15 protein-coding genes are annotated in these 18,562 nt (G+C 61.5%); 4 read left to right on the forward strand and 11 right to left on the reverse strand.

The window, feature by feature from the left end:
• Positions 1 to 212: 212 nt before the first annotated feature.
• From M0954_RS10005 to M0954_RS10015, 3 genes are all read right to left on the reverse strand, one after another.
• Positions 213 to 1,100 (reverse strand): isocitrate lyase/PEP mutase family protein, encoded by an 888-nt coding sequence (locus M0954_RS10005; protein ID WP_297352956.1) that lies wholly within the window; start codon positions 1,098 to 1,100, stop codon positions 213 to 215.
• A 56-nt stretch (positions 1,101 to 1,156) separates the two neighbouring features.
• Complete coding sequence (locus M0954_RS10010; protein ID WP_297352958.1) at positions 1,157 to 2,479, reverse strand: MFS transporter; 1,323 nt, start codon at positions 2,477 to 2,479, stop codon at positions 1,157 to 1,159.
• Between the two features lie 192 nt (positions 2,480 to 2,671).
• Positions 2,672 to 3,535 carry an alpha/beta hydrolase gene (locus M0954_RS10015; RefSeq protein WP_297352960.1) on the reverse strand — a complete coding sequence of 288 codons (864 nt, stop codon included), beginning with the start codon at positions 3,533 to 3,535 and terminating at the stop codon, positions 2,672 to 2,674.
• Between the two features lie 394 nt (positions 3,536 to 3,929).
• On the opposite strand from M0954_RS10015, the gene M0954_RS10020 reads away from it, so the two are divergent.
• The 4 genes from M0954_RS10020 to M0954_RS10035 all read left to right on the forward strand — a co-directional run bounded on the left by M0954_RS10020 (position 3,930) and on the right by M0954_RS10035 (position 10,369).
• Positions 3,930 to 6,527 carry a DNA-binding protein gene (locus M0954_RS10020; RefSeq protein ID WP_297352962.1) on the forward strand — a complete coding sequence of 866 codons (2,598 nt, stop codon included), beginning with the start codon at positions 3,930 to 3,932 and terminating at the stop codon, positions 6,525 to 6,527.
• Positions 6,528 to 6,677: 150 nt separating this feature from the next.
• A complete protein-coding gene (locus tag M0954_RS10025) occupies positions 6,678 to 7,967 on the forward strand; it encodes a M20/M25/M40 family metallo-hydrolase (protein WP_297352964.1) in 1,290 nt (429 codons plus the stop codon).
• 98 nt (positions 7,968 to 8,065) lie between these two features.
• Positions 8,066 to 9,376 carry an MFS transporter gene (locus tag M0954_RS10030; RefSeq protein ID WP_297352966.1) on the forward strand — a complete coding sequence of 437 codons (1,311 nt, stop codon included), beginning with the start codon at positions 8,066 to 8,068 and terminating at the stop codon, positions 9,374 to 9,376.
• Positions 9,377 to 9,481: 105 nt separating this feature from the next.
• Positions 9,482 to 10,369, forward strand: a complete 888-nt coding sequence (locus M0954_RS10035; RefSeq protein WP_123386636.1) for a LysR substrate-binding domain-containing protein — start codon at positions 9,482 to 9,484, stop codon at positions 10,367 to 10,369.
• A 37-nt stretch (positions 10,370 to 10,406) separates the two neighbouring features.
• Here the strand turns inward: M0954_RS10035 and M0954_RS10040 are convergent, their stop codons facing one another.
• The 8 genes from M0954_RS10040 to M0954_RS10075 form a co-directional block, all read right to left on the reverse strand.
• Positions 10,407 to 10,796, reverse strand: a complete 390-nt coding sequence (locus M0954_RS10040; RefSeq protein ID WP_123386635.1) for a hypothetical protein — start codon at positions 10,794 to 10,796, stop codon at positions 10,407 to 10,409.
• Positions 10,774 to 11,118, reverse strand: a complete 345-nt coding sequence (locus M0954_RS10045; protein WP_297352968.1) for a hypothetical protein — start codon at positions 11,116 to 11,118, stop codon at positions 10,774 to 10,776. The genes M0954_RS10040 and M0954_RS10045 overlap by 23 nt, the downstream gene beginning before the upstream one ends.
• 67 nt (positions 11,119 to 11,185) lie before the next feature.
• The gene (locus M0954_RS10050) at positions 11,186 to 11,467 is read right to left on the reverse strand and encodes a hypothetical protein (protein WP_297352970.1); all 282 of its coding nucleotides are present in this window, start codon (positions 11,465 to 11,467) and stop codon (positions 11,186 to 11,188) included.
• Between the two features lie 196 nt (positions 11,468 to 11,663).
• Positions 11,664 to 12,017: a copper-binding protein gene (locus M0954_RS10055; protein ID WP_297352972.1), complete on the reverse strand. Its 354-nt coding sequence runs from the start codon at positions 12,015 to 12,017 to the stop codon at positions 11,664 to 11,666.
• A complete protein-coding gene (locus M0954_RS10060) occupies positions 12,014 to 15,232 on the reverse strand; it encodes an efflux RND transporter permease subunit (RefSeq protein ID WP_297352974.1) in 3,219 nt (1,072 codons plus the stop codon). Before M0954_RS10060 ends, M0954_RS10055 begins: the two co-directional genes overlap by 4 nt.
• Complete coding sequence (locus M0954_RS10065; RefSeq protein ID WP_297352976.1) at positions 15,229 to 16,773, reverse strand: efflux RND transporter periplasmic adaptor subunit; 1,545 nt, start codon at positions 16,771 to 16,773, stop codon at positions 15,229 to 15,231. The genes M0954_RS10060 and M0954_RS10065 overlap by 4 nt, the downstream gene beginning before the upstream one ends.
• A 10-nt stretch (positions 16,774 to 16,783) precedes the next feature.
• Positions 16,784 to 18,085 carry a TolC family protein gene (locus M0954_RS10070; RefSeq protein WP_297352978.1) on the reverse strand — a complete coding sequence of 434 codons (1,302 nt, stop codon included), beginning with the start codon at positions 18,083 to 18,085 and terminating at the stop codon, positions 16,784 to 16,786.
• 112 nt (positions 18,086 to 18,197) lie between these two features.
• On the reverse strand, positions 18,198 to 18,562 hold a 365-nt coding region (locus M0954_RS10075), incomplete at its 5' end, for a hypothetical protein (protein WP_297352980.1).

Below are 18,562 nucleotides of genomic sequence, written 5' to 3' on the forward strand. Positions count from 1 at the left end.
GCCTTGGCGAAGTAGATCGCAAAGCTGCTGTACGCGAGGAAGTCGTACCACTCGATCACATTGCCGGTCAGTCCACCGACAATCGAGCGCAAACGCACTGGGCCCGCGTGCGTGCGCGCTTCAAGGCCGGAAGCAGATGCGACGCGTGTTTCTGCCACGTTGAGGTCTCCCACGTCCGGTGATGCGGGCCGCTTCTGTCGGCGGCATTGCGGTCAGTCTTTATCTGCGGCGTATTGCTTGTCGAGGCGATCGAAGAGCGGCTTGTCGACCAGACGCTGGCGTTCGTTGAACGGCGCGAGCAAGGTCGGGTCTTCGTCGAGCTTTCCCTCGTCGCGCAGCATGGCGAGGGCTTTCTGCATGCCGAGCACGGCGCTCTGCAACGCTGCGTTCGCGTACAGCACGATGCCGAACCCTAGTTCCGCAAGCGCGCTCTGCGGCATGACAGGGGTCTTGCCACCCACCACGATGTTGATCAGCTGCGGCGTGCTCAGCAGGGTCGGCAGGCGCTTGATTTCGTCGAAGGTCTCGACCGCCTCGACGAACAGAATGTCCGCACCCGCTTCGGCAAAACGATGCGCGCGCTCGATGGCCGCGTCGAAGCCATGAACAGCGCAAGCGTCGGTGCGAGCGACGATCTGGAAATTGGCGTCCTCGCGCGCGTCGACGGCGGCGTGCAGCTTGCCGACCATCTCGCTCGTCGAAATGACGGCCTTGCCGGCGAAATGGCCACATTTCTTGGGGCTGACCTGGTCTTCGAGCTGGATCGCGTCGGCGCCAGCCCGCTCGAGCGTCCGCACGGTGTGACGCACATTGAGCGCGTTGCCGAAGCCGGTGTCCGCATCGACGACGAGCGGCAGATCCACCGCATCGCGAATCCGCGAGGTGTGTTCCGCAATATCGCTCAATCCGATGAAGCCTAGATCGGGCATGCCGAACGACATGTTCGTGACGCCCGCGCCGGTGATATAGAGCGCGCTGAAACCGGCATCCGCGACGACGCGTGCGCTCATCGCGTTGAAGGCGCCGGGCATGAGCAGGGCACGGCGTTGCTGGACGGCGTCGCGAAAAGCTGCGCGACGCGCGGCGGATGACTGTGACATGGCTGTTTCTCCCGAACGATGGAGAATGAGTATGCAGGATTTACGTCAATCCGGCATCAGGCAGCCGGCTCGCCTCCCTCATCGACAATCGGCTTGCGGGCCATGAACCAGTAGAACAGCGCCGCACAGCCGGCAATCATGCCGCCAGAGATGAAAGCGAGGGCATACGAACCGGTGCGGTCAACGATAAACCCGGCCACGACAGGCGAGAACGCCCCACCGAAGTAACCGCCGAAGTTCTGGATCGAACTCACCGACGCGACCATTGACGACGGCGCGATATCCGCTGCGAGCGCCCACGCCGAGCCGACCACGGCCGAGACGAAGGCGAGACCAACGGTAAACAGCGCGAGGGTAACGTTGAGCGAATGGGTGAAAGGCAACGCGATCGCACACACGGCGGCCCCCACCGCGCAGCACGCAATCAGGAGCCGCTTGGCGCCGATCGGCGGCGCGAGCTGGCGATCGACGATCTTCTTCGCCAGATAGCCGATCGCGATTTCGCCGACTGCGCCGCCGACCCATGGGATGCCCGCATACACGCCCAGTTGTGCGAACGAGATGTGAAAGCGGTCGAGCAGATACAGCGGTAAAAACACCAGAAAGATGTTCCAGAGCCAGATGGTGCAGAAGTAGCCGAGGATCATCCCCCAGACGCTGCGGTGCGTGAACAGCGAACGCCACTTGACGGACGACGTCGTCAGCGAGCGTTCATGGCCGCCGCCGCCCGCTTCGATGTAGGCGCGTTCCTCCTTCGAGAGACGTCGGCTGTCGACCGGATTGCGATACAGCGTGAGAAACAGCAGCGCAAACGCGATGCCGAACGCGCCCGTCACATGAAACAGCGAGCGCCAGCCGAAGGCGATCATCAGCGCAACGAGCATGGCCGGCGCGAGCGCCGGTCCCCACTTTGACGAGGAATCCCATACGCCAGTGGCAAAGCCGCGTTCTTTTGCCGGAAACCACGCTGCGGTGATTTTCGCGGAGGTCGGCCAGCATGGCGCCTCGCCGACGGCGAGCAGCGCGCGCATCACCAGCAAGCCGGATATCGAACCCACCACGCCTGTCAGCCACGTCGCGACGCTCCACCAGATCATGCCGAGCGCGTACGCGCGCTTCGCGCCGAAGCGATCGATCACCCAGCCCGCCGGCAATTGCATCACCGCATACGTCCATGCGAACACGCTACCGAGCAGCCCGATCTGCGTGCGCGTCAGGCCGAGTTCGTGAATCATGCCGGGCGCGGCGATCGAGAGGCTCGCGCGGTCCATGTAGTTGATGATGCCGCCGGCTAGCAGCCAGATCACGACGTGCCAGCGGTAGTTGAGGCGGATGGTTCCCACTGCAGCGGCAGGTACGGGAATGCTGGATTTGTCCAAAGCGTGTCTCCGTTCGGATGGCCTTGGGCGGCCATTCATTGTCGTTACTGGCGTCTGTTCCGGCATTGTGCAACGCGAGGCGCATTCGCGTGCGCAAAGCGACCAGTGTACGGACGGAAACGGGCTGGCTCCAATCAGGAAACCGTATGGGCCGATACCGTTTGCGTTATCGGCGCCGGCCCCCGGTCCCGCTCACGCGTCTTGGCCGCTTTCCGACAAAAACTGCGTGACGTGCTTCACGAAGCGCTCCGGATACTGGTAAAGCGAACCGTGATTCGCATCGGGGTACAGGATCAGTTGCGCGTTCGGGATGTTCTGTTGCAGGATCCACGAGTTGATCGAGTAGATGATCACGTCGTTATCGCCGTTGACGACGAGCGTCGGCTGAGTCAACGCCTTCAGGTAGTCGTACGGGTTTTCGCGCGGCGTGCCCCATTTCGCGAGCGCGGCGAGTTGCGCCGGTGCGACCTTTTCATTGGCTTCCGGATCGCGGTTCTCGGAGCGCAGGCGGAAGCGCTGCAGGAATTTACGGCCCGCGGCCTGGCTTGCCTCCGACGGCGAGAAGTGCACGCGAAGCCACAGGTGATCCGGCTCCGCGTAGCTCGCGCCGAAGATGTCCTGCGCCTCAGGGGTGAGCGAGACCATCGCTTCGCCGCTACGCGGGCCGGTGCCGACCAGGATCAGGCGGCGTACGAGCTGCGGTTCCGCCAGCGCCAGCTCCTGTGCGATGAGACCGCCCATGGAGAATCCCAACACGTCGACCTGGGCGAGGCCAAGGGCCTTGATGAACCCGGCAGCGTTGGCGGCCATCTCTTCGATCGATTCCGGGACTTCGCCGGAGGAGCTGGAAATGCCCGCATTGTTGAACAGGATGACCTCGCGATCACGGGCGAAGCCGTCCGTGACAGCCGGATCCCAGTGATCCGTCGTGCCGGTGAAGTGAATATTGAACACGAGCGGCACGCCGCCCGTTTTGCCGAAGCGCCGGTAGGCAAAGCGGATGCCCTTGGCTTCCACGTATTGGGTCGAGGCAGTCTGGTGCGTGTGGCTGGTCATGGCTGTTTCTCCTGATGGATGAATCCGCGTTGGGATTGACGATCAATTTGGGTGCAATCGCTGCAAGGCATGAAACTCGCTATCTGCGGAATCGCGTTATGCGATCGCCTGACCAGTAATCTAGTGGGTGAGCACGGCAAGGGAAAAGACTTTGTAGGTTGGCGGGTATGCCTATAAAGTATGCCCGTCAGGTCTTTCGACCGGGCTGCTGGCTGGCACAGGCATACGAGGAAGCCACCAGCCAATCGCGCGGAAAGAAGAAGGTGATTCGTAAGGTTTTCGGCCTTTGAGGCAAACTCACGGCAAACGTTGTTTCCTTTCATCGGATACGTTGTTGATCGTAGTAACGTATCGGATTATCTTTCGCCCGCTTACATCGATTTTTGAGGCGCTTATGTCCACGGACGCAGACACGATCACCGATGAACAGGTTGCAGCAATCGCAGACCGGATGGTCGAAGAAGGCAAACGGGTCTCCCCGGTAACAATCTGGTCGGAGGTTCGCGGTGGTTCGCTTGTTGCGATCGTCGCGGCCTTGCAACGCTGGCGCGAAGCGCGCGAGGACAAAACCCTGGAACTGCAACTCCAGACCGGTTTGCCGGGAAGCCTCGCCGAAACCGTGATGAGCGCCGCCGGCAGGATCTGGACCGCATCCCAGGAGACGGCAGAGCAGGCGTTTAACCAGCGCCTGACGGTGATGGGCCAGCATCTGGAGTCTGCCTTCGCGGATCGCGACGAGGCACATGCCGAATACCAGAAGACGTTCGAAGAAGCCGAGGCACAGCGTGAGCGGCTTGATGCCCTGACGAATGCGCTGAGCGCTGCGGAACAGACCGCCGCACAACTAGGTTCGGAACTCGCGGCGGCGACGAGCCGGGCCGAGGCGGCCGAGACGCGCGTCGAAGAGCTCGCGCAGCGCGTGTCGATTGACGAGGCCAGTCTGGAAGCGACGAGAATATCGCTCGACGAGGAACGCGCGGCGCGCGAGGAATTGGCCTCAGTTGTCGCCAGCAAGACCGATGAGATAGCGCAGATCACCCACGAGCGTGATTCCGCTCGCCAGGAAGTCGCAACGTTGGGCGAGGCCTGTCAGGCGAAATCGCAGGAAGCGGAAAGGTGGTCGCAGGAGTCGAACGTGGCCACGGCGCGCGCCGAGTCGGCTGAGGCGCGTATAGAGGAGCTGGTGCAGCAGGCATCGGTGGACACGGCGAATCTCGAAGCGACGAAGGCGTCGCTCGACGAGGAACGCAAGGCGTGCGAAGACCTGGTGGTGGTCGTATCGAGCAAGAGCGACGACATAGCGAGGCTCACTCAGGAACGCGATGACGCACGGCAGGAGATCGCGGCTTTGAGCGACACGTGTCAAGCGAAGTCGGACGAAGTGGACCGGTTGTTAGCGGAGTCGAGTGCGGCCTCGTGGCGTGCGCAAGGTGCCGAGGCTCGTATCGAGGAACTTGTGCAGCGGGCGTCGGTGGAAGAGGCGAATCTGGAACTCACCCGGACTTCGCTTGAAGAAGAACGCCAGGCGCGTGAGGCGTTGGCGGCGGCTGTCGCAAGCAAGAGCGATGAGATCACGCAGATAGCTCAGGAGCGCGATGATGCGCGGCAGGAAGCAACCACGCTGAGCAACGCTTGCCAGGCAAAGTCGGACGAAGTGAACCGGCTGTTAAATGAGTCAAGCTCATTGGCATGGCGTGCGCAGGCTGCGGAAACGCGCATAGAGGAGCTTGTGCAGCGTGCGTCGGTGGAAGAGGCCAATCTTGCAGCTACCACGACGACACTTGAAGAAGAGCGCAGGGCGCATGAAGAGCTGGCTGCGGTTGTGTTGGGCAAGAACGACGAAATAGCGCGGATTAGTCAGGAATACGATGCGCAACGGCAGGAGGTCGCGACGTTGCGCGACACGTGTCAAACGCAATCGGGCGAACTGAACCGGCTACTGCAGGAGTCAGGCTCGCTCACGTCGCGCGCCCAGGCCGCCGAGGCTCGAGTTGAGGAACTTACTCAACGTGTGTCGGTGGAAGAGGGCAATCTGGAAGCCACCAAAGCATCGCTCGAAGAGGAACGCGGAACACGTGACGAATTGACTGCGGTTATCGCCGGCAAAAATGATGAAATAGCGCGGATCACTCAGGAGTACGAGACGGCACGCCAGGAGGTCGCAACGTTAAGCACGGCTTCTCAGGCGAAGTATGACGAAGCGAATCGACTGTCTGACGAACTAAGTGCGACCTCATCTCGCGTGGACGCTGCCACGACGCAGGCGAACGAGAGCTTCGCACGACTCGCCGCGCTGGAGATGGAACTGAACGAGGCGCGCGCAGCACTGGCGGCAGAACGCGAAAGCGCCGCGGCGCGAATCGATGGGGCGTCGGCTCAGATCGACGAACTGCGGCGTATCACCGATGAACTCGACGAGACCCGCAAGCAGGTCAGCGCGTTGAGCGAAGCGAAGACGGCAACTGGCGCTGAACTGGATCGGCTTTCGCAGGACGCCTCTGCCGCTAGGGAGCGGGCGGAAGCGGCCGAACAGCACGCAGCGGAGCTGGAAGAGCGTCTTGCGGAGCAGGCCGATGCCGTCGCCAAAGACGATCAACCTGGCGGGCCAACCGGAACGCCATCGGATGGCACTGAGAGCGCGGACGACGTCGTCGCGTTGCAACGTCAGATATCGGCCCAGGCCAAAGCCCATGCAAAGGCGCTCAGCGAACTGCGCACCAATGCGGAACAGTGGGTGGCGCACGCGAAAGAGCTTAGACAACGGCTTGGCCAGGCTAGCGAGAAGATCTTGTTCATCGACGCACGCAGCACCGGAGAAGTCGCGCTGGTACGGCGGCTCGCGTCCGAACTGGAACGGGTCAAGCCGGATCACGAGTTGATCGCGCGGGATGCGCAGCAACGGCTGATCGGCGCGACAATGGCCCAGCAACTTGCGCAGAAGGGCTACCGGTATGACCCGAGTACAGCGGTTATGTCGAAGGTGGAGGGCTGAGGTACGAACTGGCCATCGAAGTGTCGATTAACTTTTACTTATACCCCCACGTTTTTGGCTGATTAGACGCGAACAAATCGGCTACTGACCATCGGATCAATGGCGTTGCGTGCTTCCGCTCGCAGCGTCCTAACCCGATCGAGGTCAGAAATGGTAGCCGATGCTCTAGTCTCGGGCGATGCCGAAGTTGCCCGTTTGCGCAGTACCCTCAGGGATGTCGCGTCCCGCTCCAGTCGTGAGATCGTCGATCTCGCACGCGCCTTGGTGGCCGTTCCAAGCGCCTACCCGCCCGGCGATACGCACGCGGTCGCCGACAGAATCGAAGCGATGTTCGAGGGCTCCGGCGCGGAAGTCGAGCGATTTGGAACACTCCCTCATGTCATGAACCTCGTGGTGCGCGTGTGTGGTGCGCGCCCCGGGCGTCGGCTGGTTTTCAACGGCCATCTGGATACCTTTCCGCTGGTGAACGCCCATCAATGGTCGGCCGACCCCAACGGGGAGGAGCGCGATGGGAAGCTATACGGACTCGGCGTGTCGGACATGAAAGGGGGCGTCGCCGCCATCGTGTTCGCCTTGCGTCAGCTCGCCGCCGTGCGCGATTCGTTCGCGGGCGAAGTCGTCGCCACCTTCGCTGGAGACGAAGAAAGCATGGGCACGGAAGGCAGCGGCTACCTGCTGCGACATGTGCCGCACGCAGCCGGAGACGCGATGATCAGCGCCGATACCGGTTCCCCCAGCGTGTTGCGTTTTGGCGAGAAAGGCATGATCTGGCTGCGTCTCGATGCAACCGGCAAGTCGGCGCATGCGGCCCATGTGCATAAGGGCGATAGCGCAATCGAAAAACTCTTCGACGCGGTCCAGGAACTCAGATCGCTGCGCGACTACCCCGTGAATGCACCAGTGGAAGTGCTGGCTGCCATCGCCCGTTCGAGCGGAGCATCGGAGCTCATCTCGGGCGCAGGCGAGAGCGACGTCTTGCGCCAGGTCACCGTCACGTTCGGCACCGTCAGCGGCGGACGCCTGTCGAATCTGATCGCAGACCACGCCACCGCCACCGCCGACATCCGGCTGCCAGTCGGCGTTTCGGTCGCGGAGATCGAAAACCGCATCAATGAAATCGTTGCGCGTCATCCGGGCGTCTCGCTGGAAATCACGCGACGCTACGAGCCAAGCTGGACCGCTCCCGATCACGAAATCATTCGAACACTCAGCCGCCATTGCGCCGCGAAGCTCGGTACACAACCGGTGGTCAACATGCGTGTCGGTGCCTCCGATGCACGGCTTTACCGGCAGCACGGCGTACCCACCGTTGTCTGTGGCTTGACGTCCTACAACATGGGCTCATCCGACGAGCACGTATCCGTCGACGAATTGCGCGCGCTCGGTGAAATCTTCGCACTCACTGCTTTCGACTATCTGACTGCGCCAGCCGCCGGCTAAAGCCGCCTGCGTCTGCCACGACCTGATTGGCCTCGTCGTCGGAACGCGCCGCAGATGCAGCGCTGTCCTACGCTCCTCGCATCGGAAAAGGAAATGTCATGTCCACCGATAAAGCACTAAGCCCCGAGCAACGCAGCAAATTCCGACGCATCCTGGCCTCCGCGCTGGTTGGCAACATGCTCGAGTTCTACGACCTGTTCGTCTACGGCTTTCTGGCTGTCGTCATTGCCAGGGCTTTCTTCCCGACCGGCGACGCCTACACGTCGATGCTTGCCACTGCCGCGACCTTCGGTGTCAGCTATTTCATCCGGCCACTCGGCGCGATGGTGATCGGCGCATACAGCGACAGGCATGGCCGCAAGGCGGGCATGATGCTCACCATCTGGTTAATGGGAATCGGCACACTCGTGATCGCCTGCGCGCCCACCTACGCGACGTTTGGCGTCGTCGGTACGCTGATCCTCGTGCTCGGGAAAGTCCTGCAGGGTTTCTCCGCGGGTGGCGAGTTCGGCTCGACCGTCTCGTTCGTAACAGAGCACGCGCCGAAGGGCATGAAGGGGTATTTCGCGAGTTATCAGGTGGTAGGCATTGGCCTTGCGACGGGCCTTGCGAGTGTCGTCGGGCTCGGTGCGAACAGGCTGATGACGCCGGACATGCTGGCGTCGTGGGGCTGGCGCATACCGTTTCTGATCGGCCTCGCGATCGTGCCGTTCGGCTACTGGATTCGCCGGCGCGTCGACGAAACGCCTGAATTCGAGGCGTCCGGTCACCAACGCAATCCAATCCGCGATACGTTTGCGACCGCCAAAGCGCGGATCGCCGCGGCCATCGGCCTGTATTCGCTCGCCGCTTCGACGAATTATCTGCTGGGTGTCTTCATTCCGCTGTACGCACAGAAAGTTTTGGGAATGAGTCCCGCCGATTCGATGTGGGGCGCGATTGGCTATTCGATCGCGCAGATTGTCTTGCCACCTTTTTTCGGCGCTCTCTCGGATCGTCTCGGTCGGCTTGCGCTCATTACGACGGGCACGTTGCTGACCGTTGTCCTGACGATCCCGGCGTTTCACATGATGGTCGCGTCACCCACAGTCGGCGTCTATGTTTTCTGCGTCACCGGGCTAACGGCGTGCGTGATGGTGTTCCAGGGTGCGATGCCGGCGTTCGTCGCTGAGCTGTTTCCGCACGGCACGCGCACGACCAGCATCGCGCTCGTTCATAACCTGACGTTCGCAGTGTTCGGCGGCCTGTCGCTGATGATCTGCACGTGGATCGCGAATGAGACGGGCAGCAAGTTTGTGCAGGCCTATTACGTCATGGTCACCGCGGTGATCGCGCTGGTCTGCATTCTCTACTTTCGCACGCGGGTGTACCCTGCCGCGGAGCGCGAGAACGTGCTGAAAAACGCCTGATCGCGCAGGTCGTGCACGTTTCAATTTTTGACTCGCCGGATCGATCGCCCTTCGCGCTTTAGAATCTCCTGAATCTGGCGAAAGACGACATCCGACGGGCATCCAATGAGACTCAGGCACATAGAAGTAGTGAACGCGATCCGTGTGACCGGTACGCTCAAGGCCGCGGCCGCGCTCCTGTCGCTCACCCAGCCGGCGGTCACGCAAATTCTGCAAAGCGCGGAGCGCCAGCTTGGCTATCCGCTGTTCGAACGGGTCCGTGGCAAGCTGATTCCGACCCGGGAGGCGCAAACGCTGTTCCCGGAAATCATGCGGCTGGATGAGCAGTTGCAGGCGGTCCAAAGGCTGGCGGAAAATCTGCGTGATGGGAACGACGAGTCTTCGATCCGCATTCTGGCTGCCCCAGCCATGGCGCAGACTGTCGTGGCGGACGCAGTACTTGCATTCAAGGCGTTGCATCCGGGCGTCAAGCTTTCCATTCGATCGGATTACTCGGCAACCGCGGTCGCCAACATCGCGCTGATGGAAGCGGATATCGGCGTGCTGTATCACAGCGTGTCTCATCCTGCTATCAAGGAGACCGAACTGGCGTCGAGCCGGCTCGTCTGCGTGGGGCATCCGGATGTCCTCGACAAGGCGCCCTTCATGGAGATGAGCGCGCTGGAAGGTCGCGAGATCATTGGACCGGATCCGGCCGATCCACTCGGGCGGCTACTGGCGAAACGGCTCGAAGAACTCTCGGTGACGGTGCGCTCGAGCATCACCGCGCAGTCGTATCACTCGCTCATGGCGCTTGCCGCACGTTCGAAAGTCATGACCATCGTCGACGAAATCGCAGCGCTCTCCGCACCTGCTCAGGGGTTGAATGTTGTGCCGCTGGCGCCGGAAATCGCGATTCCAATCGTTGCCAGTGTGGCCATCAACGGGGAGAGGTCGGCGCTGGTCGAACAGTTTATACAGGTGTGCAGAAAGTCGCTTCGCATACTCGGATGAACCAGCGCAGGGCGTCGGTTGCACCAAGCGCTTTTGATTACTCGATACGCAGTGAACCTGCCATTTGCTTGACTACGGGCGACCAGGTTGCCTGCTCCGCGACGGGATAGGTGAACTGCACGATGGCGAGCGTACCGCCGCGAATCAGCATCTTTTCGTAAACGATTTCGTTGTTCTGCGTCTGGCAAGAAAACGCGACGAGATTCCGCTTGCTGACCTCGTAGCTTGCGCGCGAGCCAGCACAGGTGCGCTGTTCCTCGCTGTGCAGGAGTTGCGCCGGCGTATCGTCGGGCGAGCTGAACCTGCCCCAGACGGCGACCTGCGTTTTGCCCGACTTCGCTGAAAAGACGAGACCATCGCTATTGTCAGCTTCCCGGCCAGCAACCAGCAAGTCGCCAGGATATTCAATCGTATAGCCGTAGCGCACGTTCGCGTACGTCGAAGCCGGTTTGTCCGACTGCTTGCGCGGTGGATACGCGAGCTTTGCCAGTGGGCCAGCGTATGCCTTCGAACCCGATGCCGTCAGTGCCGATGCAACGAGGCATGGCTGCCGAAGGATGCGACAGATCGAAGTCGACAAGGCGCGGATGCGAACCATCGACGTCGACCCCGAGCTCAACGAGGCCGTTAGCACCCGCATCGCGGAACTGGTTGATCGTGGCCCACTCGCCGTTCGGCAGTGCCGCGCCGGCGGCCACGCAAGCCGGGGCGTTCTCGATAAGAGCGGTCGTCAGGAGGCAGGTCGTCAATGCATTCCGGATCAGCATATGCAAACAGATGGGCCGAAGGGGTGGGGATGATCGCACAAAGACCACTCTACTGCCCGTTTCGAGTCGCACGATCGCCTTCGATGTCTGCATCGTGACGGCATTCATAGGCGCCTTCCTTGGTATTGCCATACCACCGCTGCCCTTTGAAGTGGTACACGCCGGTTTTTGTATTGACCCATACCACGGCGTCTTTTGGGCAATGCTGCGTGGCTTGCTGCTCGCTCTGGAATTGCGGAGCTGATTGCGCATAGGCCGTGTTTAGCGGCGGAAGAGGCGACGCCAATAAGAACAAGATGTAAAGAACAGGCTTTCTGAAGATCTTTAGCAAAACGATACCTCGTTTTTTATCCTGTGGACCGCCCCATTATTTCCCCGCCAGCAGGTGGTGACCACCTTTTTTTGCGGTAGCAATCCTGGGAATGCGCCGCTGCGTGCGTTGGAAATGGCGGCTGCGCTTGCAAAAGCACAGCAATGCGTTGGCGGCAGGACAAGACACCGACGCATCGCTGTGCAACCGCGGACCGCTACTGTTTCAGAAGCTTCACGATAGTAAGTGTGCCATCCACGTTTTCAACGCGAACCTTGACCTTTTCGCCCTCCTTCGCCTGTTTGACCATCGACGTATCCTTGGCCTTGTAGGCCATCGTCATCGCCGACATGCCGATGTTCTTCAGTTCGCCGTGCTGAAGCGTCACCATGCCGGTCGCTGGGTCCACCTTCTTGACGACGGCGTCGGTGAGCGCGGCGTTGTTCGGCGCCCCGGCATCCATTGAGCCGCTGTTCATTTTCATGCCCGCCATATCGTCCGCCGCCAGCGTCGCGCTGGCGAGCGTAAGACCGGTACAGAATGCAGCCGTCAGGGTAATCAACTTCTTCATGGGTTTTCTCCAGAGTGGGTTTGCGACACAAGCGTGCCAGTGGGTACTACTTGAGGTTGAAGCGGTTCTTGCGGGTTTACTTTCATGTGGGCAACACGGCGGCGTTGCAGTAGCAGCCAGGCGGCCGGAATGATGAGCATGGACAGGAGCGGTGCGGTCACCATGCCGCCGACCATAGGCGCGGCAATCCGCTGCATCACTTCGGATCCCGAACCATGACCCAGCATGATCGGGATGAGCCCCGCCAGCACGACCGCGACCGTCATCGCCTTGGGTCTCACCCGCAGAACTGCGCCTTCGCGGATGGCGTCGACCAGGGTCGCTTCGGTAAAGGGCTGACCTTCGTCGAGCCGGCGATTGAGCGCGCCCTTCAGATAAAGCAGCATCACGACGCCGAATTCGGCCGCCACGCCCGACAACGCGATGAATCCCACCGCCGTGGCGACGGACACCGCGTGCCCGAGCATCCAGATCAACCAGAACCCTCCGACGAGTGCAAATGGCACCGTCGACATCAGCAAGAGCGCGTCGGCCGCCGAGTTGAAGGTCAGGAACAGCAGCACAAAAATGACGACCAGGGTCACAGGAATGACCGTTCGCAGCTTCGCAGCCGCCCGCTCCAGATACTCGAACTGGCCCGACCAGGCGATCGAATAACCAGCGGGCAATACAACATGCTGCGCAACAGCGATCTGCATGGCCTTGACGGCCGATTGCAAGTCGGTATCGCGAATGTCGATGTAGACATAGCCCGATAGTCGCGCGTTCTCGCTACGGATCATCGGCGGCCCATCGGAGATCCTGATAGTGGCAACGTCTCCCAGCGTGATCTGCGCGCCGCGGTCCGTTACAACCGGCAACTGACGTATGTTGTCGACGGAGTCCCGGATCTCCCGTGGATAGCGGATGTTGATCGGAAAGCGCTCGCGACCCGCGATCACCTCGCCGACGTTATCGCCGCCCACAGCAGTCGACACGACAGACTGGATGTCGCCCACCGACAGGCCATAGCGGGCGGCCGCGAGGCGGTCGATATCTACGTCGATGTAGTGACCGCCGTTCAGGCGTTCCGCCAACGCCGAGGTGACGCCCGGAACGTTCTTCAGGACGGATTCGACTTGCGTGGCGATCTTGTCGATCTGCCCGAGGTCCGCGCCGGAGATTTTCACCCCGACGGGTGTCTTGATGCCGGTCGACAGCATGTCCAGACGATTGCGAATCGGTGGTACCCAGACGTTCGAGAGGCCCGGGATCTTCACCCTCGCGTCGAGTTCATCCACCAGCTTCTCCGGCGTCATCCCAGGCCGCCATTCGCTGCGCGGCTTGAACTGGATGGTGGTCTCGAACATTTCGAACGGCGCGGGATCCGTCGCGGTGTCGGCACGTCCCGATTTGCCGAACACGGTCTCCACTTCCGGAACCGTCTTGATGAGGCGATCCGTCTGCTGCAGCAGTTCGGCGGCTTTATCTGCCGAGACGCCAGGTAATGCTGTAGGCATGTAAAGGAGGTCGCCTTCGTCGAGCGGAGGCATGAATTCGCCACCGAGCCGCGACACGGGAATCATCGTGACCGCGAGCGCGACGACCGCTAGCCCGATCGCGACCCACGGTCGGCGCAGCGTCGCTTCGAGCAATGGACGGTAAAGCCGGATCAACACACGGTTGATCGGATTGGCGTTCTCATGCGGAATCCGGCCGCGGATCAGATAGCCCATCAATACTGGCACGAGCGTCACGGATAAGCCCGCCGCAGCCGCGATGGTGTAGGTCTTCGTGAACGCCAGTGGCGCAAACAGCTTCCCTTCCTGACCTTCGAGCGAGAACACCGGAATGAATGACAGCGTGATGATCAGTAGCGAAAAGAACAGGGCCGGCCCGACCTCAGCGGCGGACTGCGCGATCAGCTCCCACCGCTGGGCGGTCGTGATCGGCGTATCGGGGTGCTTGTGGTCGTATGCTTCCAGATGCTTGTGAGCGTTTTCGATCATCACGATCGCTGCATCGATCATCGCGCCAATCGCGATCGCGATACCGCCCAACGACATCAGATTCGCATTGACGCCCTGATAGCGCATCACGATGAATGCGGCCAGCACCCCGAGCGGCAGCGACAGGATCGCCACGAATGCACTGCGCAGATGAAACAGGAACACCGCGCAGACTAATCCGACGATGATGAACTCCTCGATGAGCTTGTCCTTGAGGTTGTCGACTGCTCGCTCAATCAGCTGTGAGCGGTCATAGGTGGTCACGACCTCCACGCCCGGCGGCAGAGATTTCTTCAGGTCGGCGAGCTTCGCCTTGACCGCTTCGATGGTCGTCAGCGCGTTCTTTCCCGAGCGCATGACGATCACACCGCCAGCTACTTCGCCTTCACCATTCAGTTCGGCAATGCCGCGACGCATTTCCGGCCCGATCTGGATACGGGCGACGTCGCCGAGCATCACCGGGGTTCCTGTGTCGTTCGTGCGCAGCACGATGTGGCGAAAGTCGTCGAGAGAGTGCAGATAGCCCGATGACCTGACCATGTACTCGGACTCGGCCAGCTCGACCACTGAACCACCCGATTCCTGGTTCGCCTTACCAATAGCATCCGCGACGGCACCCTGCGTGATGCCGTAGGCGCGCAGCTTGTCCGGGTCGAGAACGACCTGATATTGCTGGACCATGCCGCCGATGCTGGCGACCTCCGATACGTCCGGCACCGCTTTCAGCTCGAATTTCAGAAACCAGTCATTTAGGGCGCGGAGTTGCCCGAGATCGTGTTTACCGGTGCGGTCGACCAGTGCGTATTCGTAGACCCACCCCACGCCCGTAGCGTCAGGCCCCAGCGAAACGGTTGCGCCCGCGGGCAAACGGCTCTGCACCTGATTCAGGTATTCGAGCACTCGTGAGCGGGCCCAGTACTGGTCCGTCTTGTCATCGAACAGCACGTAGACGAAGGCATCCCCGAACGACGAATAGGCTCGGATGGTGGTGGCGCCTGGCACGCCGAGCAGCGTTGTGGTGAGCGGATACGTCACCTGGTCTTCGACGACTTGTGGCGCTTTGCCGGGATAGGAGGCCTTGATGATGACCTGCGTATCGGAGAGATCAGGCAGCGCATCCAGTGGCGTCTGGATCAGCGAATAGACGCCCCATGCGGTGACGAGCACCGTCGCAAGCAGCACGAGGAAGCGGTTGTAAATCGACCAGCGAATGATGCGCGCGATCATTTCGTGCCCCCCATCGGTTCGACTTGCGTCAACTGGTAGCCATCGTCGGACGGCTTGAAGACGAAATGCACGGACTCGCCCATCTTGACGTCCGGAAAGGCGGTTGGAGACGGTTTGCCGAAGGTCATGGTCATCGCACCCCAGCCCAGCGCCGGCACGGGCTGGTGTGAGAACGTGATGTCGCTGGCGGTGATTTTTTCTACCTTGCCGGTCGTTTCGTAGGTTTGCGCGCCAGCAGGCACAGGGGCAGAAACAGGTGCCGGAGGCGACGCCCCGGGTGCCGCGCTGCCTTCGAGTTTCGGCAGCACGGACGTCAGGCTCGCTTCCGAGTCGATCAAGAACTGGCCCGACGCGACAACCTGCTGGCCCTCGGTCAGCCCGCTCGTCACTTCGGTGCTGTCGCCGCTATCGTTGCCGACTGTGATCTGGACAGGTTGCAGCCGTCCGTCGCCATTCCTGACGATGACGATCGACCGCTTGCCGGTCGTGATGACCGCTTCGGACGGCACAAGCAGCCGCGAGACCGGTTTCGCCCCACTGACCCTTGCGCGCACCAGCATCCCGGGGGTTAGCCTCTGACCCGCGTTATCGATTTCGAGGCGCGCCTGCAGCGTCCGGCTGTCCGGACTGATGCCCGGCAGGATTTCACGGATGTGGCCGCTAAAGTGCTGCGAAGCGTCCCCAGCGAAGGTCGCGTCGACCAGCATGCCGGGCTGCACCTGCAACGCGAGCGACTCAGGTATTTCGACGATCAGCCACAACTTCGAAAGACCCGCGATCTTGGCGAGCGTCTGTCCCGGCGACACCATCGCGCCATCGCGCACGTTGAGTTCCGTCAGCACGCCGGCTTCCCGGGCGAAGAGCGTGACGTGGGTCTGCGCCTTGCCGCTTTGGTCGAGGCTCGCAATGAGCCCGTCCGGAATCGACAGCGCCTGCATGCGCGCACGTGCTGCGGCAAGCAGGCTGGCATCCATGCCCCCTCGCTTGAGTGCCAGGTACTCTTCCTGGGGCGCCAACCAGTCGGGAACGAAGAGCGACGCAATCGGCGCCCCCTTCGCGACGCGTTGCATTGGGGCGCTTGCGTACAGGTGGTCGATATAACCGGTTACCCGCGACTGGACGACATCGGCCATCGACTCATCGAACTGGGTGGTTCCGATTGCGTCGAAACTTTCAGCGGTGCCTTGCCGGACCACCGTCGCGTATCGGATGCCAAGATTCTGTTGCAGCGTGGAGTCGACCTTGATACCGTTTGAACCGCCTTCATCTGCGAAGACGGGCTGAAGCTGCATGTCCATAAAGGGCGATTTGCCGGGCTTGTCGAAGTGCTGGTTCGGCACCATCGGATCGTGCCAATAGAGCACCTTGCGACCCGACTTTGGGTCGACCTTGTCTCCGGGTACGGAGGGGGGCGCAGCCGAGGCTGACGCCATAGATTCATCTGTTACAGCACGACGGGTGCCGATCACATAACCGGCGCCTAGCAGCACGACTGCAGTGAACAGCGCCGTCACCGCGCGTACGATCAGTTTCTGGTTCATGTTGTTCTCTCTACTGGCCGGAGGTCATGTCGGGCGGCAGAACCTGGTATTCCAGTTGCGCCCAGACGAGGGAAGCTTCCCGCTCAAGGTTCAACACCTGAAGGTCCGCTTCGAGCTGTGTGTGTCTCGCATCCAACGCATCGGAGAGCGTGCCGGCACCTGACCGGTAAGCGGCATTGGCTAGTTGCACCTTTTGTTCGGCCGCGGGAAGAACGGTCTGTCTCGCATTGGCCAGCCGCTCCTGGCCACTGGCGAGCTTTGCCGTCAGACTCTGGATATCGGCGACGACTTGCCGCTCGGTGTCTTCATAGGTGAGCCGCGCCTGGGTACCCATTTCGGACTTCTGCTCGACGTCGCGGTCTTCGACGTTCGTGCGGTGGATCGGCAAAGGAATGGAAACACCTACGGACACGTAGTCCGGGAACCTTCCGCCACTCTTGAAGTAGGTCAGTCCCCAGGTCCAGTTCGGATTTCTGTTGCTTCGGGTAACGTCCGTGTCGGCATCGGCGAGCGAAATGGCCGCGCGGGCCGCGATCAATGAAGGCTGAACCTGAGCGAGTTGCTCGAGGCTCAAACCGGATACCTGTGACTGGAGCTCCGGCGGAGTGCCGGCCACTCCGAGCACATTACCTGCTCCCGTCCAGCGCGACAGCGTGATCAAGGCGGTCTGCTCGTCCTGCTGGGCACTGATCAGTTCGTCACGCGCATTTCCGAGCATCAGGTTCGCCTGGGCGACATCGACTGCCGTCCCTTTTGCGCCTCGGTACGACGCCTGTCTTGCGGTGAGCTCCTGGCTTAGATGATCAACCAGCGCCTGACTCAGGACGACCGCTCTTTTTGCGTAGATGGCGTTGAGCCAGGCCATGGCCGCTTGCTGACGAACCTCGGCCACCTTTTCGAGGTACGTCGACTGATCGCGCTCCACAGCACGATCGGCCAGCGTTGTCTGCAGCCGGCGCTTTGCAGGAGAGACCCATTCCTGCTGGATGCCGATGCCACGCATCGTGAAGTTGTCCTGCCCAATGGTGAAAGCATTGGGTCCATTGATGGGCAGGTCCTGGACACTCAGATTCAGCGTGGGATTGGGCAGTTGCCCGGCTTTGACGACCACGTCCGAACTTCCCCGCACCGAGGCTTGCGCAGCCTGGATCGAGGACGAACGGCTGGTGGCTATCTGAAGCGTCTCGTCGAGCGTCAAGCCCGCGTCCTCGGCGCGCGCCGCGCCGCCAGCCAACAGGCCGAACGCGAACAAGACGACGCACGAGCGAGTCCAGGCGCGCCGGAATGCCGGCGTACCAATGATGGAAAGCATGTTCTAACCTCGAATGGTCGAGCCACGTATAGCCGCGCGAGCGGACACACGAACTCACGTCCCGAAACAGGACGACATCACCGCGCGAAAGCGGCGAACCAGAACGATGGAGTTAGAGGGACTGCGGTGGACGCCAGAGGCCATCCGGCGCGCGGATGGAGAGCGACTGTGCGTAGTGGAAGCTGACGGGGACAAACGACCCAGCGGGCCGAGTTACGGTGGGAGAGGAAACGGGGTGATAGAGGCTACCCATCTGACACTGGGCGGTCACCTTGCACAGCGATGCTTTCGACTTGCCGTGTTCGCTGGACATCGGGTTCATCGAATCACAGCCGGGCATATCAGCCGACACAGCAACGGCGTCGCCGGACATGGCGGATTCCATTGGGCAAGCTCCAGTCGCGCCGCTGGCTGCCAGCCCACTCAGGGGCAGCATCACGCACAGCAGCAAGACGAGAAGTGTCCGCAAGATTTTCA

It is taken from the genome of Paraburkholderia sp. (assembly GCF_026225065.1).
Taxonomy (GTDB): Bacteria; Pseudomonadota; Gammaproteobacteria; order Burkholderiales; family Burkholderiaceae; genus Paraburkholderia.